This window comes from Corynebacterium striatum ATCC 6940 (genome assembly GCF_000159135.1).
Taxonomy (GTDB): Bacteria; Actinomycetota; Actinomycetes; order Mycobacteriales; family Mycobacteriaceae; genus Corynebacterium; species Corynebacterium striatum.
This window is the reverse complement of record NZ_GG667519.1, coordinates 460,488-481,436: the sequence shown is the minus strand read 5'-3', so window position 1 is coordinate 481,436 and position 20,949 is coordinate 460,488. Positions and strand designations below refer to the sequence as shown.

The 20,949-nt window shown below is 57.0% G+C and carries 23 protein-coding genes; 7 read left to right on the top strand and 16 right to left on the bottom strand.

Annotated features, from left to right (window positions below):
• Positions 1-101, bottom strand: a 101-nt coding sequence (locus HMPREF0308_RS14410) for a DUF3107 family protein (RefSeq protein WP_034656579.1), incomplete at its 3' end; no start/stop codon positions are given.
• A gap of 86 nt (positions 102-187) precedes the next feature.
• On the opposite strand from HMPREF0308_RS14410, the gene HMPREF0308_RS02145 reads away from it, so the two are divergent.
• Both HMPREF0308_RS02145 and HMPREF0308_RS02140 read left to right on the top strand, forming a co-directional pair.
• Positions 188-1,516: a DEAD/DEAH box helicase gene (locus tag HMPREF0308_RS02145; protein ID WP_005528186.1), complete on the top strand. Its 1,329-nt coding sequence runs from the start codon at positions 188-190 to the stop codon at positions 1,514-1,516.
• Positions 1,513-2,751, top strand: a complete 1,239-nt coding sequence (locus tag HMPREF0308_RS02140; RefSeq protein WP_005528185.1) for an Rv3212 family protein — start codon at positions 1,513-1,515, stop codon at positions 2,749-2,751. Before HMPREF0308_RS02145 ends, HMPREF0308_RS02140 begins: the two co-directional genes overlap by 4 nt.
• Positions 2,752-2,765: 14 nt before the next feature.
• On the opposite strand, the gene HMPREF0308_RS02135 is transcribed toward HMPREF0308_RS02140, so the two are convergent.
• Complete coding sequence (locus HMPREF0308_RS02135; RefSeq protein ID WP_005528183.1) at positions 2,766-3,242, bottom strand: hypothetical protein; 477 nt, start codon at positions 3,240-3,242, stop codon at positions 2,766-2,768.
• 572 nt (positions 3,243-3,814) lie between these two features.
• On the opposite strand from HMPREF0308_RS02135, the gene HMPREF0308_RS02130 reads away from it, so the two are divergent.
• A complete protein-coding gene (locus HMPREF0308_RS02130) occupies positions 3,815-4,075 on the top strand; it encodes a WhiB family transcriptional regulator (protein ID WP_005528182.1) in 261 nt (86 codons plus the stop codon).
• Positions 4,076-4,185: 110 nt separating this feature from the next.
• A complete protein-coding gene (locus HMPREF0308_RS14405) occupies positions 4,186-4,260 on the top strand; it encodes a 50S ribosomal protein bL37 (protein ID WP_096030696.1) in 75 nt (24 codons plus the stop codon).
• Positions 4,261-4,368: 108 nt separating this feature from the next.
• Here HMPREF0308_RS14405 and rsrA read toward each other — a convergent pair whose 3' ends face one another.
• Together rsrA and HMPREF0308_RS02125 are read right to left on the bottom strand one after the other, a co-directional pair.
• Positions 4,369-4,641 carry a mycothiol system anti-sigma-R factor gene (rsrA, locus tag HMPREF0308_RS13145; RefSeq protein ID WP_005528181.1) on the bottom strand — a complete coding sequence of 91 codons (273 nt, stop codon included), beginning with the start codon at positions 4,639-4,641 and terminating at the stop codon, positions 4,369-4,371.
• Positions 4,641-5,252, bottom strand: a complete 612-nt coding sequence (locus HMPREF0308_RS02125; RefSeq protein WP_005528180.1) for a sigma-70 family RNA polymerase sigma factor — start codon at positions 5,250-5,252, stop codon at positions 4,641-4,643. Before HMPREF0308_RS02125 ends, rsrA begins: the two co-directional genes overlap by 1 nt.
• Positions 5,253-5,283: 31 nt before the next feature.
• Between HMPREF0308_RS02125 and ybaK the strand changes: the two genes are divergently transcribed.
• Positions 5,284-5,805, top strand: coding sequence for a Cys-tRNA(Pro) deacylase (ybaK, locus tag HMPREF0308_RS02120; protein ID WP_005528179.1), 522 nt, complete (start codon positions 5,284-5,286; stop codon positions 5,803-5,805).
• Here ybaK and HMPREF0308_RS02115 read toward each other — a convergent pair.
• Positions 5,802-6,485 (bottom strand): SOS response-associated peptidase, encoded by a 684-nt coding sequence (locus tag HMPREF0308_RS02115; protein ID WP_005528178.1) that lies wholly within the window; start codon positions 6,483-6,485, stop codon positions 5,802-5,804. The genes ybaK and HMPREF0308_RS02115 overlap by 4 nt on opposite strands.
• Here HMPREF0308_RS02115 and aroA point away from each other — a divergent pair.
• Together aroA and rsgA are read left to right on the top strand one after the other, a co-directional pair.
• The gene (aroA, locus tag HMPREF0308_RS02110; protein ID WP_005528177.1) at positions 6,484-7,773 is read left to right on the top strand and encodes a 3-phosphoshikimate 1-carboxyvinyltransferase; all 1,290 of its coding nucleotides are present in this window, start codon (positions 6,484-6,486) and stop codon (positions 7,771-7,773) included. The genes HMPREF0308_RS02115 and aroA overlap by 2 nt on opposite strands.
• Positions 7,766-8,785: a ribosome small subunit-dependent GTPase A gene (rsgA, locus tag HMPREF0308_RS02105; protein WP_005528176.1), complete on the top strand. Its 1,020-nt coding sequence runs from the start codon at positions 7,766-7,768 to the stop codon at positions 8,783-8,785. The genes aroA and rsgA overlap by 8 nt, the downstream gene beginning before the upstream one ends.
• Positions 8,786-8,877: 92 nt before the next feature.
• Here the strand turns inward: rsgA and HMPREF0308_RS02100 are convergent, their stop codons facing one another.
• From HMPREF0308_RS02100 to HMPREF0308_RS02045, 11 genes are all read right to left on the bottom strand, one after another.
• Positions 8,878-9,393, bottom strand: a complete 516-nt coding sequence (locus HMPREF0308_RS02100; protein WP_034656578.1) for a DUF6912 family protein — start codon at positions 9,391-9,393, stop codon at positions 8,878-8,880.
• Entirely contained in the window at positions 9,394-9,804 is a 411-nt protein-coding gene (locus HMPREF0308_RS02095; protein WP_005528174.1) for an HAD-IA family hydrolase, read from the bottom strand.
• Between the two features lie 586 nt (positions 9,805-10,390).
• Positions 10,391-10,741 carry a hypothetical protein gene (locus HMPREF0308_RS02085; RefSeq protein ID WP_100619417.1) on the bottom strand — a complete coding sequence of 117 codons (351 nt, stop codon included), beginning with the start codon at positions 10,739-10,741 and terminating at the stop codon, positions 10,391-10,393.
• A gap of 153 nt (positions 10,742-10,894) precedes the next feature.
• The gene (secA, locus tag HMPREF0308_RS02080; RefSeq protein WP_034656576.1) at positions 10,895-13,459 is read right to left on the bottom strand and encodes a preprotein translocase subunit SecA; all 2,565 of its coding nucleotides are present in this window, start codon (positions 13,457-13,459) and stop codon (positions 10,895-10,897) included.
• A gap of 224 nt (positions 13,460-13,683) precedes the next feature.
• The gene (hpf, locus tag HMPREF0308_RS02075) at positions 13,684-14,331 is read right to left on the bottom strand and encodes a ribosome hibernation-promoting factor, HPF/YfiA family (protein WP_005528170.1); all 648 of its coding nucleotides are present in this window, start codon (positions 14,329-14,331) and stop codon (positions 13,684-13,686) included.
• 202 nt (positions 14,332-14,533) lie between these two features.
• Positions 14,534-14,782 carry a ComF family protein gene (locus tag HMPREF0308_RS14135; protein WP_223197292.1) on the bottom strand — a complete coding sequence of 83 codons (249 nt, stop codon included), beginning with the start codon at positions 14,780-14,782 and terminating at the stop codon, positions 14,534-14,536.
• A 493-nt stretch (positions 14,783-15,275) separates the two neighbouring features.
• Entirely contained in the window at positions 15,276-17,021 is a 1,746-nt protein-coding gene (gene lpqB / locus HMPREF0308_RS02065; protein WP_050765394.1) for an MtrAB system accessory lipoprotein LpqB, read from the bottom strand.
• Positions 17,018-18,691, bottom strand: coding sequence for an MtrAB system histidine kinase MtrB (gene mtrB / locus HMPREF0308_RS02060; protein ID WP_005528166.1), 1,674 nt, complete (start codon positions 18,689-18,691; stop codon positions 17,018-17,020). The genes lpqB and mtrB overlap by 4 nt, the downstream gene beginning before the upstream one ends.
• A 92-nt stretch (positions 18,692-18,783) precedes the next feature.
• Complete coding sequence (gene mtrA / locus HMPREF0308_RS02055) at positions 18,784-19,479, bottom strand: MtrAB system response regulator MtrA (protein ID WP_005528165.1); 696 nt, start codon at positions 19,477-19,479, stop codon at positions 18,784-18,786.
• A gap of 4 nt (positions 19,480-19,483) precedes the next feature.
• Positions 19,484-20,098, bottom strand: a complete 615-nt coding sequence (locus HMPREF0308_RS02050) for a dTMP kinase (RefSeq protein ID WP_005528164.1) — start codon at positions 20,096-20,098, stop codon at positions 19,484-19,486.
• 42 nt (positions 20,099-20,140) lie between these two features.
• Positions 20,141-20,494, bottom strand: coding sequence for a DUF4259 domain-containing protein (locus HMPREF0308_RS02045; RefSeq protein ID WP_005528163.1), 354 nt, complete (start codon positions 20,492-20,494; stop codon positions 20,141-20,143).
• Between the last annotated feature and the right edge of the window lie 455 nt (positions 20,495-20,949).

Here is a 20,949-nt window from a genome sequence, read left to right as displayed (position 1 = left end):
GCAAGTGCACCATTAATCTTTGCGGCCAGTTCTTCCTGAGTACCATCCGCGCGGATGACGAGCTCACGAGCGGTGTCTGCGAATCCGATCTTAATATCCATGTTTCTTGTCTTCTCCTTGCGAGAGGTAGTTGTGCTCGAATTGGTTCTAATGGCCCCACTATAGCCCCACCCGCTACTATCGAGGTGTGTCATTTCAACAGTCTGAGACCACGCAACCACCTACTTTCGCCGCCCTTGGAGTGGCAGCAGAGATCGTAGATGCCCTGGCCAGCCGCGGTATTGTGCGCACGTTTGCGATTCAAGAGCTCACTCTTCCGATCGCGCTGGGCGGACAAGACCTCATTGGCCAAGCACGCACCGGCATGGGTAAGACGCTGGGATTCGGCGTCCCTGTGCTCGATCGCGTTTTTGATGACGCTGATATTGAAGAACTCGACGGCACCCCGCGCGCCCTCATTGTGGTCCCTACTCGTGAGCTAGCCGTCCAGGTCGGCGAAGACCTCACCCTGGCCTCTCAGAACCTCCCGCTGCGCCTGGCTACCATTTATGGCGGCCGGCCGTATGAGGAGCAAATCAAGCTCTTGGAAAAGGGCGTCGACGTCATCGTCGGCACTCCCGGCCGTCTTTTGGACTTGGCACAGCAGGGCCATCTCCAGCTCGACCACGTGGCCATCTTGGTTTTGGATGAAGCCGACGAGATGCTCGATCTAGGCTTCTTGCCGGACATCGAGAAAATCCTCGAACTGCTGCATGGCAACAAACACCAAACCATGCTCTTCTCCGCCACGATGCCCGGCCCTATCCTGACGCTCGCACGTACTTTCATGAACCGGCCTATTCACATCCGGGCGGAATCTGGTGACGAGAACCAAACGCACGAGTCCACCCGCAAAGTCACGTTCCAGGCACACCGCATGGACAAGCTCGCCATCATCTCCCGCGCGCTACAAGCTAAAGGCCGCGGCAAGACCATCATCTTCGCCCGCACCAAGCGCTCCGCTGCCGAGGTAGCGGATGAGCTCGCACGCCGTGGTTTCCGGGTCGGCGCAGTGCACGGTGACCTGGGTCAGGCCGCCCGCGAAAAGTCCCTCAATGCTTTCCGCGAGGGCAAGGTGGAAATCCTAGTCGCGACCGACGTGGCAGCGCGCGGTATCGACGTCGACGACGTCACCCACGTCATCAACTACCAGGTTCCAGATGATCCTATGACCTTCGTGCACCGAATCGGACGCACTGGCCGCGCAGGGCACACCGGCACCGCTGTTACGCTCGTAGGCTATGACGAGCTCGGCAAGTGGCAAGTAATCAATGACGAGCTTGGCCTCGGCGAACCTGAGCCACCTCAGTGGTTTAGCACCTCCCCGGAACTCTCCGCAGCTTTAGGCTTCCCGGAGGGAGCTAAAGAATCAGTTGGCCCTGCGACAAAGGTTATCGGGACAGCTAAGTTGCGGGATACCCCAAAGACCCACGCCACAACAACCCGAACTCGCCGTTCAAGGAGCCACCGCCGATGAGCAAGACCCCCATCCTTCGCGCCACCGCGACTGACTGGAAGATAACCGGCGCTATCGCCGCCGTTTGCGCTATCGCTGTGGGAGGTGCATATTTCACCGCCGATATTCGCGACTCCGAACTCGCTCCCGCGGCTACCGCTGCGCCTGACCAGGTAGAAGTCCTTGCGCAAGCTCCTAAGAATTTCAAAATTGCCTTCGAGCTACCCAACCAGACGGTTCCCGGACAGCATCGTGCACTCGCCTCCCAGGGGCTTCTGATCACCCACGAAGGCGATACGATCATTGCTTCTGATGTAAACGGCAACGAGAAATGGCACTACACCCGCAAAAACACAGAGCTGTGTTCATTGGGTAGCGCGTGGGACAAGGTTGTAGCAACGTACCGTAACAATGCTGGATGCGGTGACACCGTAGCTATCAATGCCGCAACGGGCCAATACTCCGATACCCGCAGCGCGATTAACTCTGAAGAGGTCATTCCGATCTCCTCCAACGACCGTGTGGGCACGGTGTCTACAGATCGCATTGATCTGTGGCGCTCAGACATGGTGCGCACCATCGAATACGGTGACGTGCAGGCAAAGCAGGAGCCCGACATGCAGGAGCATGAGGACTGCAGCATCAATTCGGCCCTCACTCGAACCGAAAACCTCGCCTTAACTGAAACCTGCCCCGATGACGCCTCAGTTACGTGGCTGCGCCTGGTAGGCGCCACCCCAGAGGATTCGCGCAAACCTGAGGTCACCGCCAACATTGGAATGGCCAACGAGGGATCCCGATTGGTCGCAGTAGGCCAGGAGTCCGCCGCGGTTTATCAGCCAGGCGAAAAGCCGCGTATTGAGTCTTATGACAAGTCCGGCAATACAATCGCCTCTACTGAAGTCGCCGCATCACCAGATGTGACTAACGCTTCCACGCCTTATGCTCCAGCGACAGCTGACCTGCCACACCACATGTCTTGGTTCGATGGAGAGCGTTTGTACCTGTTTACTCCTTCGGAATTGAAGGTTGACCATGTTCTAGAGGATGCCATCGGCACCGGTGTTGCTCTCGGCGAGCGCTTGCTCATGCCTACTGAAAAGGGCATCGCTGTAGTTGATTGGTCCACAGGTAAGACCGAGCGGACCATCAAGATTGATCGTGGCGGCTACACCGGCCCTGTCTTTTTGACGATCGCAGGAACCACCATCGTTGAACAACGGGGCGAAACCGCGGTTGGGCTCACCGCACTCTAGTAGCGTCTGCTAAATCAGAAGTTGGCTTCTGCCCACTGGGACGAAGCCGGGACGAACATCAGGAAGTACAAGGCAGCAATAGCGCTCAACAGCGTTATTGTGCCAAGTACTGACGAGCCGCCACTAAACATCTGAAATGCGCTGGCCGCCAGGATAAATTCAACGAGGACTACGGCTCCCCTTCCCCATCGCTTTCCCTTGACAAAGGCGAGAGAACCGATGATAACGAAGCCGAAAACGATGAAGATAAAGATGGCTGTTCCGAGTCCAACGAACTTCAGCGCGCCCGCCTCAGAAACCATCGAAGCATTCTCGGCGCCGCTGAGTTCGCGCACGATAAGAAAAATGCCAAAAGCCATTACAGCTACAGACTGCACAATTGCGATTCCGGCGGCCACAAGGACGGAAAGCGGAGCGCCTACCGGATTGTTCTTTGCTGCCGTTTGGGCTTGCGCGCGTGCAGATGACTTCTTCTTATTCTCTTCACTCACGGGCCACAGTTTACCTAAGCCGAACGATTCCTAAGGCTTTGGCTCGTTCTAATTTGAATACCGAAACCCAACACCAGACCTTCGCCCACCGACGCTCAGGAAACACTTAATTAAGGCTAAAACTCATCCCCGCTTCGCCTCGGGGGCAAACCCACCTACCCGGATTTGACGCGATCCAAGTCACCACACTCACCAAAAACATGCTAAAGATCCTGCTTATCGAAGTTCTGACAGATTTCTTACAGGAAAACTATCGCCCCTTTTTGCGTCTCACTTGCCCTAAGCATAGTGAGCTTTGCCACAATTTACCCCCGAACCCTAGCGGGATCGAGGTAAACATGTCATGATTTTCAAGTAGCAAAACAACGAGCCGTTTAAGCGGTCCGTAACTTGGAGAAAACTTCGAGTAAACACCAAGTAAATCATGGCGGCGTCGACGCTGGCTCTACCTCGAGACAGAGCCCCACTGAACGCAGACCGATTTACTTTCTTCCCTGATATTTGCTGTGACCCACTTCCGTGGGCTGCAGGGATATGTCATGCTGTCTAAATTTTGTTAGGAGATTTCAATCATGGATTGGCGCCACGAAGCCGTTTGCCGCGACGAAGACCCAGAGCTGTTCTTCCCAGTCGGCAACTCCGGCCCTGCACTTACCCAAATCGCAAAGGCCAAGCTGGTCTGCAATCGCTGCCCAGTTGCCACTTCCTGCCTGAAGTGGGCACTTGAGTCCGGCCAGGACGCTGGTGTCTGGGGCGGTATGTCCGAAGAGGAGCGCCGCGCTCTCAAGCGTCGTCGCAACCGCGGTCGCGGCCGCGCACGAGTCACCGTCTAAGACTCAAGAAAATTCAATAAACCTAGCCCGATTTCCCCACCGGTGTATCCAAACACTAAAGTCAGTGGGTAAGTAAATTATCCGCTCACCTATTAGCAAGGAGGCCGCCCATGTCTAAGCGTGGTCGTAAGCGCAAGGATCGCCGTAAGAAGAGTGCAAACCACGGCAAGCGTCCTAGCGCATAAATAAGCAGCACATAAAGGCTCGCTCCCCTCGCGGGAGCGAGCCTTTTGCTACTTAAACCTACTTAGCCCGGTCTTCTGCGGCTTGGGCTGCGCCCGGAGTTGACGCTTCTAGCCCCAGGTCACCTCAGTGTGAGTAATTTCCACGGTGATGCGTCGGCGCAGCGATTGCGGTGCTTTAGTACCGGAGCAACATTTTCGCACTAGGGCGCGCACCACTTCTTCGCTTTCTAGACGGGACTGGCACTCGTCGCACCTAGCAATGTGCTCGCGAATCTCAAGGGCTCGCGCATAACTCGTGCGCTCATCCAAGAGCTCGCAGAATAGTGCCTGGACCTCGGGAGAATTACACGCACCGCAGTTGTTTCCTGTCGCGTTGCTCATTACTTCTCCTCCATGTCTGGGTGATTGAGACCGATGCCTACTTCTCTTGCTACGTCCTTCAACGCAACGCGTAGCAATTTTCTTCCACGGTGGAGTCGACTCATCACCGTTCCGAGGGGCGTATCCATGATTTCGGCGATCTCTTTGTACGCCAATCCCACAACATCGGCGTAGTAAACCACCATGCGATAGTCCTCAGGCAAGTCATTCATTGCCTCAGAAATCGTCGAGTCCGGCATGAGTTTGAGCGCCTCAACTTCTGCTGACTCAAGGCCCGTTGAATCATGTCCTGAGGTCGTGTAAAGCTGAAAATCGCTGAGCTCATCTGCAGAAGACTCCGCCGGACGGCGCTTAGCCTTGCGATAGGAGTTGATGTAGGTATTGGTCATGATGCGGTAAAGCCATGCCTTCAAATTGGTGCCCTGTTTAAAGGAACCAAAATTGTTATAGGCCTTAAGGTAGGTCTCTTGGATGAGATCCTCGGCATCCTGCGGATTACGGGTCAGCCGCATGGCGCCACCGTAGAGCTGGTCGAGCAAAGGTAGCGCCTGCTCCTCAAAGAGGCGCTGGCGCTCCTTGGCACTTATCGTTTCTGTAGCCACGCCTACCATCCTAACTGCTTGGTTTAAGCCGCCTACTAAAATGCCGTTTATGTCCAAGTCGAAGAAAACACCGCACTCTGCTACCCCGGCTCTCAAGCTTCTGGAAGAAGCAGGTATCCCGCACGAGGTGTCTACTTTTGAAGGTGGCTCCGATCACTTCGGTGATCACGCGGCAGAAGCACTAGGAATTGATCCCGAACGTATCTTCAAGACCTTGGTCATCGATCTCACCGCAGGCAAGGGACCAAAGCGGGAACTCGCAGTCTGTGTCCTGCCCGTCTCCCATCAGTTGAGTCTCAAGAAGGCCGCAGCGGTGTTTGGGGCTTCAAAGGCCACCATGGCCGATCCCAAGGACGCTTCCAAGTCTTCCGGCTACATCCCCGGCGGCATCTCCCCGTTGGGCCAAAAGAACGTGCTCCCCACCGCAATGGATGAGACGGCCATCCTCTTCGACACCATCTTCTTCTCCGGCGGGCGCCGTGGCCTCGATATTGAAATGAACGCCGAGGCTCTCCCTCAAGTCCTCGACGTCACCTTTGCCGACCTCGTGGCCGACTCCTAGAACAACGATGTCGGCGGCTGCTCAGCGATGAGCTCCGCGTAATCGTTGCGCACGTTACCCACCGCAGGGTCTGCGGGACGCGCCTCAAACCCAGTCACGTTGGATGGCTCTAGCAGCGGCTCACCTGCCAGCCACGCGCCGATCTCCTCCGCAGTCAGAAACTTAGGCAGGCGCCCATGCAGCCACGCCATCTCTTCGGTGGCTTCCGTGGTGATCATCGTGGCCGAAAGCCGCTCCATGCCAGTCGCCCACAGCCCAGCGGCAAACAACATGCCTTCCGGCCCGGTCACGTAGTACGGAGTCTTCTTCCCCTTCACCTTTACCCCTCCGCCGGGGCTTGGCTTCTCAGCCTTCCACTCGTAATAACCATCGAGCGGAATGATGCAGCGATTGTGCTTGAAGGCCTCACGGAAGGAAGGCTTGGTAGCCACGGTCTCAGCGCGCGCGTTAAACAGGGGTGAGCCATCCAAGTCCTTCTTCCAATGCGGAAGCAGGCCCCAGCGTGCAGGCTCCACACGCGCGGCGCGCTCTTGGACGCGCACGATGGCTACCGGCTGGGTGGGCGCTATGTTATAGCGCGCAGGGGGCAGCCCTTCGGGAGCGTGAACTTCCTCGATTCCCTCCCACTTGCCTACTTCATCGAGCAGAGACTCGGTAAACAAAACAAATCTTCCGCACATGCCCTTTATTATGGACTACATGTCTTTGTATTGGTCCGCCCCGCTCGCATCCGCTCCCCTGGACTGGGAACAGCCCGTGCCGGGTTCTAAGTCAATTACCAACCGCGCCTACATTCTGGCGGCGTTGGCAGACGGGCCATCCATCCTGCGTTATCCTCTGCAATCACGCGATACCCGCCTCATGGAGGCGGCATTGACCAACATGGGCGTCGCCTTTGAACACGTAGGCAACGATGTTCACGTCACCCCTGGGCCACTGCATGGTGCAAGCATCGATTGCGGCCTAGCCGGCACAGTCATGCGTTTCCTGCCGCCTGTAGCGGCACTTGCGAACGGACCCGTTCATGTCGACGGTGACCCACAGGCCCGCCAGCGCCCCATGTCCACTATTTTGAATGCGCTGCGCGATCTCGGCGTCGAGGTAGAGGGCGATAGCTTGCCATTTACCATCACGTCCTTGGCCGTCCCTGAAGGCGGCGTAGTTACTGTCGACGCCTCCGGCTCCTCCCAGTTCGTCTCCGGACTCCTACTTTCCGGTGCGCGCTTTGAAAAGGGCATCACCGTAAAGCACGAGGGCGGTCCCCTTCCGTCCCTGCCGCACATCGAGATGACGTGCGCGATGCTGCGCGAGGCCGGCGTCCAAGTCGAAGAAGGCCAGAACACCTGGACGGTCCACCCAGGGCCAATCGCGGGGCGAGACTGGCGCATCGAGCCTGACCTATCTAACGCCACCCCATTTATGGCCGCGGCAGCAGTCGCTGGTGGCCGCATCACCATCCCCCAATGGCCAGAGGAAACCACGCAACCGGGCGATGCCATCCGCGACATCCTCACCGCCATGGGCGCGCACATCGAGCAAACCGCGGACGCCGTGACGGTGATTGGCGCATCTGATGGCCAGATCCACGGCGTTGAGCTCAACATGAGCAACGTCGGCGAACTCACGCCTACTGTCGCCGCCCTATGCGCTCTGGCCGACACTCCTTCCCGGCTTACTGGTATTGCACACCTGCGCGGGCATGAGACCGATAGGCTTGCTGCACTCGCTGCGGAAATCAACGGCTTAGGCGGCAACGTCACTGAGCTTGACGACGGCCTGCTTATCGAACCCGCCCCCCTCCACGGCGGAAAGTGGCATTCCTACGCCGACCACCGCATGGCTACCGCTGGCGCCATCATCGGTCTGCGCGTGCCAGACGTGGAGGTCGAGGACATCGAGACCACGTCCAAGACCTTGCCAGGCTTTAGCGGCATGTGGGAGCAGATGCTGGAGGGAAACCGTGGCTAGGAACGCTCGCTCCTATGACGAGTCCGATGTCCGAATCCGTCCTGGCAAAGGCTCCCGCCCGCGCACGAAGGACCGCCCCAAGCACAAGGACGCCAGGTTCGGCATGGTGGTGACCAAGGATCGCGGACGGTGGGGCGTAGCGCTTGACGACGGCCCGCTAGTCACCGCTATGCGCGCCCGCGAGCTAGGCCGCACCGCTGTCGAGGTGGGTGACCGTGTAGGCGTCGTCGGCGATACCACCGGCCGCAAGGACACGCTGGCCCGCATCGTAAAGCTAGAAGATCGCACGTCGGTGCTGCGCCGCACCGCGGATGACACCGACCCTTATGAGCGCATCGTCGTAGCCAATGCGGACCGCATGCTCATCGTTACCGCAGTTGCCGATCCCCCACCGCGGTCGGGCTTTGTCGAACGAGCACTCATCGCCGCCTTCGTCGGCAACGTGCACCCGGTCCTGTGCCTGACCAAAACGGATCTCACCGATCCTTCCCCGTTTGCGGCTGAATTCGCGGACCTAGACGTTACGGTGGTGGAAGCCGGCGTCAATGACTGCCTGGATGCCGTCCACAACGTCATCGATGGACACGTCACCGCGCTGATCGGCCATTCCGGCGTGGGCAAGTCAACCCTTGTTAACCGTCTTGTGCCAGACGCCCAGCGCGAGACCGGTGAGGTCTCAGCTGTGGGCAAGGGCCGTCACACCTCAACGCAGTCTGTTGCCCTGCCGTTACCCAAGGAGACGTGTCCGCACGGCGGATGGATCATCGATACACCGGGCATTCGTTCCTTCGGCTTAGCGCACGTCGACGCCGACACCATCCTCGGTGTCTTCGACGACCTAGCAGCCGCAATTGAAGATTGCCCCCGTGGCTGCACACACGTTGGCCCACCAGCCGACCCCGAGTGCGGCTTGGACCTCAACATCAACGAGGATTCAGCGTCGGCTCGTCGACGTGACGCGGTCCGCAAGCTCCTAGCGGCCCTGCGCACCAACGTGGAGTGGGAGAACTAGCCAACTTTTAAGCCAACTTTTAAGCCAGAGCCTTTTGCCCGGCTTTTCCGCTGTGCTCCTTCGACCGAGCTGAAGAAATATGTAGTCCTGTGTTAGAGCAGCTCTACAAGGAATGGAAGCTCTGAGGGATCATAGAAAGCCATGAAGTTATCCAGCGCGTCTCCTACTGCAAGCTCCGCGTCTTCGTCGCCCAAGTCAGCGTTGTCGATGACCTCGATCGCCTTTGCAGTGGCCTCTTCCGATTCCTCGACGTCCACATGGATCGCCTGCACATGGGATTCAGTAATGACTGCCGGGTCGAGCTTCACAACTGGGTCTCCCATGTCTGGATGCGGGGTGACCACGGAATCATCAACATCGACAGAAATAACTACACGGCGATGCGGGAAGCTTTCCTCATCACCGATAGCCAATAGACGCAACGAGGCCATGGAGGCTTCCAGAAAAGCGGAGTACGCAATCTCTTCTTCGTCGCCCTCCGTGTAGAACTCACGCAAAGCCGGAGTAACGGTGAATCCCCAACCAGATCGCGCAGCGAGCTGACCGGTTTCCTTCAGCTCACTTAGCATCGCAAAAGTTGCGGGCAAGTAAACGCGAACTTTGGACACTTAGAACTCACCTTCAATATCGAACACGGCTTGTACCTCAACGCTGGTGCGCTCAAAAACGGTGTAGAGCATGCCCACCATGCCAAAATCAACGGCTGCGCGAACATTCAAAATGGAATCATCCACCATGACGCAGTCATTGATCGGCAGCTCAATGGCATCCGCCGCCGCTTGGAAGGCTGCGAGCTCCGGCTTTTCAGCGCCGACCTCACCAGAAAGAACCACGGCATCGACGATTCCGCGGTACTCCCACTCGCGGATGTGCTCTGCACCTGGGCCGCCTGGATCATTAGACAAAATTGCGGTTGCTACGCCGTTGGCCTTCGCTGCCGCAAACAGAGAACGCCACCTTTTGACGTCTTCCTCGGTGCCATCAAGCACACCAACGAAATCTACGATTAGACCGCGCATCTAGAAAGTCCTTTTGCTGTTGAGTAGGAGTTAGTTTTTAACGCCCAAAAGTATATCTAAAACACAAAAATATCGCGCCCACCCCTCACAGAAAACTCACAGCTAGGCGCTCGGCCGCTTCTCATGGCACAATGATGGTGCGTTCGCCTCCTGTCCCCCTTGCAGGAAGGCTTTTTGAATGTACGCCCCAATTCCCGGCTTCAGCTACCTGAAGCTCTACACTGCGCCTGACCGGATACGCTACGCACATCAGCCAAGCGCGGAGGCTCTCTCCAAGCGTGAAGAGATTCTGGAACTTGTAGCCATCGCTCTGGAAGCCACAGGCGGCCTTCGCCCTTTGCACCAGCTCGAGGGTACGAAGTACAACCGTGACATCAAAGTTCACCTACGTGCTTGGGCGCTCAACCATCGCCCACAGGATCAAGTTGTACCCGTGCGTATGCGCAGCCTGCATGCACGAGCCAATGGTGAATTCTTTGGGTCCGTCGACTTTGGAGAAAACCGCCATGGTTTCACTGGCTCATACCAGCACAACCGGCTAACGGCTTTCAGAATGCTTACTCTCGGACACAATTTCCGAGGGTAGTTACAAGGAACCCAGCCGAATTAGGATGTCGGTCCAATCCAATGAGGTCCAAACGCCGATGCCCGCCGTCAGTATCGAAGCGATACCACTAAAAAGCACGCCAATTCGACCAGCCGGAGGAATTTTTGACCCTTCTTCTGACTGTCCCTCTTCGATGCGTTTCAGGCAATCTTCAACAGTGAGCTTTTCTTGCTCCTCAGAGGGGAAGAGCTCATCGCTTCCAGCCGCCGCTAGGTACTGGTGGCACGTGCGTGGCTCTTGATCCACAACCGCGTAGGCATGCGCCGTACCGCCTAACAAAGTAGCCGACAAAAATGCCGACAAACCTAGGCGCAATGAACGACGTCGCACGACAGTCTCCTCAGGGGTAAAAGGCGATCGAAAATGAATTTCTAAATATCTTTGTCCCAGATTATAGGAATCTGTCTAAAACTTAAAAGTGCCTGACCACAAATGTGGCCAGGCACTCAGTTAAATAAGTCGCACGTGCGTCTTATCTTCGCACTATGCCTCAGCAGTGTCCGAGGTCGGAGCAGCTGCCTGTGCTTCCTCCTGCGCCTTAAACTGCTTGCGGAGCATGAACAGCTGGCGCACAGTCTCTTCCTTGACGCCTTCGTTCATGGCGTTAAACATATCGCCGCCCTCCTTCTGGTACTCCACCAGTGGGTCACGCTGCGCCATCGCGCGCAGGCCGATGCCCTCCTTGAGGTAGTCCATCTCGTACAGGTGCTCGCGCCACTTCTGATCGATGATCGGAAGGATGACCATGCGCTCAGTGCTGCGCATCTGGGACTCGCCGCCAATCGCGGTGACAGCTTCCTCAAGCTTGTCGTACTCAGAGTTAGCGTCAGCAACCAGGGCCTCGCGCAGCTGCTCAGCGGTGAGCTCGCCGGCGGAACCGTACTCGGTTCCCTCAACGAGGGACTCGTGACTCATGGTCGGTCCGTACAGAGACTCGAGCGCGTTCCACAGCTCGTCCAGGTTCCAGTCCTCGACGTAGCCGGTGGCCGTAGCGCCCGCGACGTATGCCGAGACGGTGTCATCGATCATGTCGCGGATATTGTCCTTGATGTCACCCGCATCGAGGATGTCATGGCGGGTAGCGTAAACAACCTTGCGCTGCTCATTGAGGACTTCGTCGTACTTCAGGACGTTCTTACGCATTTCGAAGTTCTGGTTCTCCACCTGTGCCTGCGCGCCCTTGATGGAGTTAGAGACCATCTTGGCCTCGATTGGGACGTCGTCAGGCACGTTCAGGCGGTTCATCATGTTCTCCATGGACTGACCCACGAAGCGAACCATCAACTCATCACGCATGGACAGGTAGAAGCGGGTCTCACCTGGGTCACCCTGACGGCCGGTACGGCCACGCAGCTGGTTATCGATACGGCGGGACTCGTGACGCTCGGTGCCCAGGACGTAAAGGCCGCCAGCCTCGCGGACTTCGTCACCGAGGCGCTTGGAACGCTCCTTCTCCTCCTCAATCTCTGCATCCCATGCCTCCTGGTAACGCTCTTCATCCTCGAATGGGTCGAGGCCGCGCTCACGCAGCTTCTCGTCGAGGATGACCTCTGGGTTACCACCCAGCACGATATCGGTACCACGGCCTGCCATGTTGGTCGCAACCGTTACCGTTCCTGGACGGCCGGCACGAGCAACAATTTGGCCCTCTTCCTCGTGGTGCTTAGCGTTCAGCACGGAGTGCTTCACACCGCGCTTGGTCAGCAGCTGGGAGAGGTACTCGGAACGCTCAACGGAGGTGGTACCAACCAGAACTGGCTGGCCCGCCGCAACGTGCTCAGCGATGTCATCGACAACCGCAGCGAACTTAGCTTCCTGAGTCTTGTAGATGCGGTCGGAGTGATCCGCACGCTGGTTCGGCTTGTTGGTCGGAATCGGCACCACGTCGAGGCCGTAGATGGAGTGCAGCTCGGCTGCCTCGGTCTCTGCGGTACCGGTCATGCCGGAAATCTTTTCATACAAACGGAAGTAGTTCTGCAGAGTAACGGTAGCCAGAGTCTGGTTCTCGTTCTTGATCTCCACATTTTCCTTGGCCTCAATGGCCTGGTGCATGCCCTCGTTGTAGCGACGGCCTGCCAGCACGCGGCCGGTGAAAGAGTCAACGATCATGACCTCGCCGTTACGCACGATGTAGTCCTTGTCGCGGGTGAAGAGCTCTTCCGCCTTCAGAGCGTTGTTCAGGTAGGACACCAGCTGGGAATGCTCTGGTGCGTACAGGTTATCGATGCCGAGCTGATCCTCGACATACTCAACGCCCTCCTCGAGCACGCCGATGGTCCGCTTCTTGTGGTCAACCTCGTAGTGGATCCCCTCACGCATCTTGGGCGCCAGCTGCGCGAAGACGCTGTAGAACTGGGAAGAGCCGTCGACCGGACCGGAAATGATGAGCGGGGTACGTGCCTCGTCGATAAGGATGGAGTCCACCTCGTCGACGATGCAGTAGTTGTGGCCGCGCTGGACGACGTCGTCAAGCGCGCGCACCATGTTGTCACGCAGGTAGTCGAAGCCCAGCTCGTTGTTGGTGCCGTAAGTGATGTCGCAGGCATAAGCTTCCTTACGCTCTGCAGGGCGCATCTCGGAGAGGATAACGCCAACGCTAAGACCCAACCAACGGTGCACACGGCCCATCATCTCGGCGTCACGCTTAGCCAGGTAATCGTTGACCGTAACGATGTGAACGCCCTTACCTTCGAGTGCGTTGAGGTAAGCGGGCAGCAGCGAGGTCAGCGTCTTGCCCTCACCGGTACGCATCTCGGCAACGTTGCCGAAGTGGAGGGCAGCACCACCCATGATCTGAACCTTGTAGTGCTTCTGGTCCAGAACGCGCCAAGCCGCTTCACGCACAGTGGCGAAAGCTTCGAGAAGGATGTCATTCATCTCTTCACCGTTGCCCAGACGGTCTTTAAATTCCTGGGTCTTTGCCTTTAGTTCTGCATCAGTCAGCGCGGCGTACTCGGATTCGAGAGCAATAACATCATCAGCCATCTTTGCAAGGCGTTTGACGGTACGTCCTTCGCCTGCACGGAGCAGCTTGGAAAGTCCAAACACTTCTAGATAGTCCTTCTTGTCGCGACAAAATAGTTAACTTCAGGTCATTGTACCCACTCGCTCCACAAAGCCTTATTCTGACCCTAATTCTGGGCGGCACAGCTAAAACTGGCGAGACCGTTGCGCAAAAACGAATTCACCCCCTGCCACTTCATCGCTTGAGCAATGAGCGGCAGGGGGCGAGGGAAGCTCTAGGAGCTTAAACCCGAGTTGGGGCGTGCCGTTTAAGCTTCGCCAGCATCCTCAGAAAGGGAGATGATGCCGTAGTCGAATGCATGACGGCGATAAACCACAGACGGCTTGTTGTTCTCTTCGTTGATGAAGAGGTAGAAGTCGTGGCCGACCAGCTCCATTTCACTGAGGGCCTCATCGACGCTCATCGGAGTAGCTGGGTGCTCCTTGGAACGAACAATCTGGCCTGGGCGTACGTCCTCGACGGTCTCTGCATAAGGATCGATGTAGCGCTCTTCCTTGGCGCGCTCGTTCTCAGCTGCAGCAACCATCTCAGCAGCAAGTTCACCGGTGCCCTTCTGTGCACGGTGTCCGGACTTGACGTTCTCGCGGCGAACCTTGACCTTACGCAAAGAACGCTCCATCTTTGCCAGAGCGGTCTCCAGAGCAGCATAGAAGGAATCTTCCTTAGCCTCGGCACGAGCGATGTGGCCCTTACCGGTAGCGGTGATCTGGATGCGGTCGGACTCTGCCTCACGACGTGGGTTAGGCTCGTGCTGGAGCTCCACGTGGAAGAAGGTCAGAGTCGGGTCAAGGCGTTCAATCTTGGCCAGCTTTTCAGTTACGCGCTCCTGGAAGTGATCTGGGACCTCGACGTTACGGCCGGTGATTGTAACCTGAGCGTTGGTGGGCTGGGACATTGAGTTGCCTCCCTTATCTCGTGGGGACTGAATGACTGCACATTCCGCAGTTTGAAGGACTCTAGACATTTCCTCGCTTGGACTTGAATCTCCAGCAATTGCCTGAGCCACTTCACTGCTTCCCTGTGACACCCTTCATGCTACCAGTGGTCATAACCAAGGGATCCTTTAGGTCGCAATTTTACCCCTGAACCTCACATAACTACGCCTCTGCCAGTACGATTGCACCGTCTACTACTCCCCCTGCACCGCGTAGCCGCGCGGCGCTAGCGCTAAGCGTCGCACCGGTGGTCACCACATCATCGACAAGCACTATGCGCGTCCCCGCCACCTGGCTCGCTGCCCGCGTCAGATGCACCGCAGTACGCATGTTCTCCCACCGCTGACCTGCGTTAAGATCAGACTGGTCCGCTGCCAGCTCCCTCACCTTTAAAGCAGTACACGTGCGCATGTGAGGCAAGCTCGCCGCTACTTTTTCACAGATTTGCTCCACGGGATCCCCACCACGCGCGCGGGCGGAGTTCAGCCTCGTCGGGGCCGGCACCAAGACAATTTCTTCTGGTATCTCCCCTCGCGCCCGCAAATACTCAATACCAGCTGTGTACACAGCCGCCACATGGGAACGCACCGCACGATTTCCCCGCTCCTTCATCGAGACAATGAGATGGCGGCGCACATCTGAATACGGCCCCATTGCCCAGACAGGCAAGCCCAAGGGAACCGGACGAGAGATCTGGCGCGGTGGCAGTCGCAAATGCTTCTGACACCGCTCACAAATGAGCGCAGGCGCAACAATCACACCGCCACACCCCGCGCACTCACGCGGGACAACCACGTCAAGTAATTCCAAAGCCCGCGCTGCTAGCCTTCGCTTGCGCATGCCTACGCCCTCCCCTTATCGCACCGTGGCCTGTCCTCCCCCGCCCCGGCTTTTCTTGCGCTTACTATTTGGCCACGATAGGCGAAGAACGAAGCCCTTGCAGACCAGAGACTTCACGCCAGAAGGAATTGTCAGTGCTCTCCGCAGGCAACTGCAACAACGCGTGCGAATCGGTGATGTAGAGCGTCGTCGGTGAAGCTGCCACGGCAACTACCGGAGCTGTGATGTTTCCCGAAGCCAACGTGGTGGCAGAAGAGCCATCTTGCTCAATTCGCCACACTGGGGAATTCGTATTGTTCGTACCCACAAGCAGCGATCCATCACTCATCCAGTCGAGAGACAAAGCCGTATTCTGCATTTCCAAGCCCACCTGGTGGGCGTTGACGATATGGTAGTCGCCATTATTACCACGAGCGACGACACCGATGTAAACGTTGCCGCCGATGAGCATCGCAACGCGAGCACCGGTGGCGGACAAGCGAATGACGGAGATCTCGCCTTTGATGTTATCCATGCCAGAGGTATCAACCTCAGACTGGGAAATCTCACCGGACGCGGCGGAACGCGCGACCCGCACTACCTTCTCACCGTTGACGACGGTCCAGATGGCTTGGCCACTAGGTTCAAAGGTGGGGCGAGCAATCGTCTTTGCCTTCAAATGGTCGCTTAGATTCTCACCCATCTTGCCCAACTTGAGCTGATACTCAGTCTGGGAATTCTTCTGCACCGCCGCAACGATTGATTCTGCGGAAATATCTGCTGATTGGAGGTTATTCGCACGGCCCAGAGATGTGCTAGAAGGCGCTGCCGTGCCGCCGCTTACCTCGAGCAAAGCACCGTTATTGATGGCATAAAGCTTTGCATCAGAGCTGGCAAAGTTGCCCGGGTTGTACTCCGCAAAGTCATCGATCGTCATCTCATCCAAGCCGTCGATAAGCGGGCTGCCATCAGCGGTGGCCTTGATCTTGCCGCCGACGTTAGCGTTGTTCAACGTCCACACCAAAGAGGCGGCAAAGCGCAACCGTTGTTCTTGGCTCATCGAATTCATTCCGCTAAATCGATAAGTTCCGTCTTCTTTACCGAGGAAGGTTGCAGAGGCGGGGACCAAGTCGGAGGTTGCAGGACGCAAGTCATTGTTGGGCCCTTCCAACAATAACGTGACCAGCTCAGTGTCCACCGACTGCTGGCCGGTGTAGAGCCACCGACGGTCAGAAACCAGAGACTGTTCCGACTGCCCAAAGAAATACAGCGATAAAGGACGATAGTTATTGCGCAGGTCATTGCGCTCAATAACCAGGCCCGCGGGCAGATCGACGATGCGCCATTGATCGTTAATCTTTTCCATCTTGATGGTGGCCTCGTACTTAATGCTGCGCGGAACATATGCGCCGCCATCGACGAGGGAGCCAATCACATTTCCGCGCACGTCAAAGGTCCTGCGATCAGCGCCATTGTCCACGGTCAAAATGTCAATCGAATCCACGACGAGCATGGAGCCGGTTGGGTCCCAAGTTTCAGCAATGGAGTCCGCCAAGAAGTTGCGGGAAGACTCGTAGTTGCTGGCGGGTTTACCAGAGGCTGTATAGAACTCACGCAGGACCAGATCGGCGTCTGCGCCTGCCTTCGGCCCCATGATTTCTACTTGTGGATCGATACGCTTCTGAAAGGTTCCAATAACCTGCGGTGAAGTATTATGCGGTAGTGTCGAACAACCTGCCACGGCAAAAACACAGGCGGCGCTAGTTACTGCCAGCGCGCTGCGCGAGGAACGCACAAAGCGCAGCTTCTGGGAGGTACGGCTGCTACTCATCGCTGCTCCTTTTCTGCTTCACTAGCGCTGCTTGACGACGCCGCGTTCGGCGTCTTCCCCGCATGGGTTTCGGATTCGGGGGCGTCGTCAAGCACTGCGGATTCAACCTCTACGAAATCCCGGGACATGCGCTCCGACGGCCAAATGATGCCAACGTCCTGCTGTTCCAAGACTTCTGTGTTGTCAGGTTCAGGGCACGGGGCATGCGGAACTTCCAAAGCGATTGGCTCGGATTCGATTGGAGTGTTCGGAACGCGCGGGACAATAAGCCTGAAACGCGAGCCCACGCCAAGATAACCGACGGCGTCGAGTGTACCGCCGTGCAGCACGGCGTCCTCGCGGGCAATCGCCAAGCCCAAGCCCGTGCCGCCGGAATGGCGCTTACGTGAGGCATCGGCGCGCCAGAAGCGGTTGAACACCAACTCCTCTTGCCCCTCCTTGAGCCCCACGCCGGAGTCGGTGACCGCAATGCCCACCGCTTCTTCGTTGGCAACCATGTCCACCACAACTGGCTTTCCCTCGGAGTGGTCGATGGCGTTGGCCAAGAGATTGCGCAGAATGCGCTCGATGCGGCGGGAGTCGGCTTCGATGGTCACCGGCTCAGCAGGCATATTAATCTGCACGTCAACGTCAAGTTCTTCAGCCAAATGCACAACCTGCGCCATCGCAGAATCGACGCACGAACGTACATCGAGGGATGCGGCAGACAGGTCCGCCACGCCGGCGTCGTGCCGCGAGATTTCCAGCAGGTCGGCGAGCAATTCCTCGAACCTGTCGAGCTCGCGAATCATCAGCTCCGAGGCGCGTCGGGTATGCAGTTCCATGGAATCCGAGTCGGCGGCGATCAGATCTGCGGCCATGCGTACTGTCGTCAACGGTGTTCGCAGCTCGTGCGAAACATCGGAAGTGAACTGCCGTTGCAGGTCGCCGTACTCCTCCAACTGGGTAATCTGCTTCGATAGCTTGTCAGCCATGTCGTTGAAGGACGCTGCTAGGCGGCCCATCTCATCATCGGAATTAACCACCATGCGCTCGCGCAGATGGCCTGCAGCCAAACGCTGCGCAATGCGTGAAGCGGAACGAATTGGGACGATAACTTGCTGCGTTGCCAGCCATGCGATGCCTACCAGGAGGACCACGACCACCACACCAGCAGCGGAGAGCAGACCGCGCATCAACGCCATGGTGGCTTCCTCGGATTCCATGGAAAGCACCAGATAAACCTGGGTATCAGGGATGTCAGAATCGATGGGGGTGCCAACCAACAGGGCGTTATATGTCTCCCCTTCGATGCGGTCGATGCTTGTATATTGCTGCGCAATATTCCCATTGGAAACCAGTGTCCGCATCTCTTCCGGAATACGGAAACCTTCGGGAGAGGTGGTGAAGGTTCCGTCGTCATTATCTACGACGACAACAGCTTCATAGGTTTCCTGATGATCGTTTAGCTCCGAGGACAACTGCCCCAATGACGCCCGTGCGGAGTTGATGCGCACCTGGACCGAGTTCGCTGTTCCGGTGGCGTCGATTTGCTGCTCCACCGTTGCGCGTGCGCGATCAAGTTCTTGAAAGGCTGCGTCTTCCTTCTGGCTCACCAAACGCTGAGTAAGCACTGATACCAGCGCGTAGCCGAGCAAAAGCATGACCACCGTAGAGGCTACGAGAATCATGCCGATGACTCGAGTCTGCAGCGACGTGCGCCACTTGTCTACAAGACGATCCCGAAAACGTCTAAACCATTCAAAAATAGCGAAAGCCCTCTTTATTCCCCGGAGCCGGTCTTGCCGGTCTTATATCCCACACCGCGAACGGTGAGGACAATTTGTGGGTCTTCGGGGTCGTGCTCGATCTTGGCACGCAGGCGCTGGACGTGCACGTTGACCAAACGGGTATCGGAGGCGTGACGGTAGCCCCACACGGATTCGAGGAGGGCTTCGCGGGTGTGAACCTGGCCCGGCTTGCGCGCCATCTCGAGAAGAAGGTCAAACTCCAAAGGAGTCAGCGAAATCTCTTCGCCGCCCGCACGGGTTACTGTGTGCTCGGGAACGTCAATGACGAGGTCGCCGACCTCGATGAGCTCACCAGAGGAAGCGGAATCGGTGCGGCGCAGTCGGGCACGGATGCGCGCAATGAGTTCCTTTGGTTTGAAAGGCTTGGTGATGTAGTCATCGGCTCCCGATTCGAGGCCGAGGACCACGTCCACAGTGTCGGTCTTAGCCGTCAGCATGACAATCGGGACCGAGGACTCGGTGCGAATAGCACGGCAGATGTCAACGCCGTTCATGCCAGGAAGCATGAGATCGAGCAGGATGAGGTCTGGGTCGTTTTCTTGAAAAGCCGGAACCGCTTCATTTCCATCGGTTACCGCAATAGGCTCAAAGCCTTCTGCCTCAAGAACGATGGTCAACATCTCCGAGATCGCAGGATCATCATCAACCACCAGAATCTTCGGCGCCATATTCCTACTCCTCCACGAGTTTCTTCACAGATTGCACAATCATATCGGTATCAGCGGTGGCGATCCACTGTCCGCCCCACTTACGCTCTGCTAATCGACGATACGCCGCCGCAGTGTTCGCCTGCAGAGTACTGTCCTTTTCGTATCGATCACGGACGCGGGTCGAGTCCTCCTCGGCACGGGAAGTCGCTCGTGCGGCGGCAAGCTCGACGTCGGTGTCAAGGAAAATTTGCAGCTGCGGCTTTGGCAAGCCGAAGCGACCAAACTCCAGATCAAAGACCCAATCAATGACCTCGTCGGTGCCTAGACGCGCAGCCGAGTACGCAGCATTCGACGCCACATAGCGGTCAAGAATGAGCAAGTCTTTGCTCTCCTGGGCTGCAAGCAGGCGTTCCTTTGCACCCAAGCGATCGAGGGCGAATAGGGTTGCCATCGCAAAAGCAGAGTCAGTCAGATCGCCCATCCTGCCGTAGAGAGCATCCTGCGCAAGCTGCGCATGAACCGACTCTTCATAACGGGGGAAGCCAAGAACGTTAACCTCAACGGAAAGTTCTTTCTTAATGCGCTGCACTAGCGTGTTCTTGCCTGCTCCATCGATTCCCTCGATGCTGATTAACATTTCTGGTTTAGCCCTTCGCTGCTTGGCGATGCGTCCGGTGACTTAAGACAGCGCTTCGATGAACGCCTCTAGGTCATAGTCTTCTTCGACTGCCTCGAGAATCTCCAAGGCATGCTCATTGAGGGCCTCGTCCCCAGAGCCGGCCAATCCGCGGATAAATGGGTAGGAAGAAACTACCTCGCCCGCACTGAAAGGCGCTCCGGCCCAGATAGCGGCGATTGTCGCCGCCGCCTGTGCGTTCCGTTCCTCATCTGCAGAGATCGCATCACCGGACGTTGCCAGTGCACAGGCATCAGAGACTGCCTCCACAATGTCTTCGTCATCCAAGTTCGCAAGTTCATCCAGAAAATCTACGTTTACGTCTTCTGAAAAGATGTTCTCGTCCCAAGTGCTCATTGCATTTCCCTTTCTTAGAGCCGCTAGACAATCAACGATTCCGAAATCTAGCAATCCCGAGTAATCAAAAGTGGAGTGTCCACCGCAGAAATTAAGAATGTGGAGCAACTTCTGGCGGTGTTTACTTCTATATCTAGCCGTTACTTCTCGGTTTGTCAGTGCATTTCCTCTGTCAATTTATAGGGCAAAGGCCACACTGGCGCATAACATACAGGTCAGTGCCGACAAATCTGCTTCTCGCTGCATCCGCCTAGCATAGGTGCCCGATGCTACGGCTTAAACTGGCACAATCTTCCGCCTTCGGACTGGCCACAGCTGCATCTAGGCATTCCCTTATCGAGGATTACATGATAGTGTCGTTACCGAGTTGTTACACACCCTGCACCCTTACAGCATTTCCGCTGCATGAGTGCTATTTTTAAACAACCAAGACGCCAAGTTGTCTAAACAGCTGC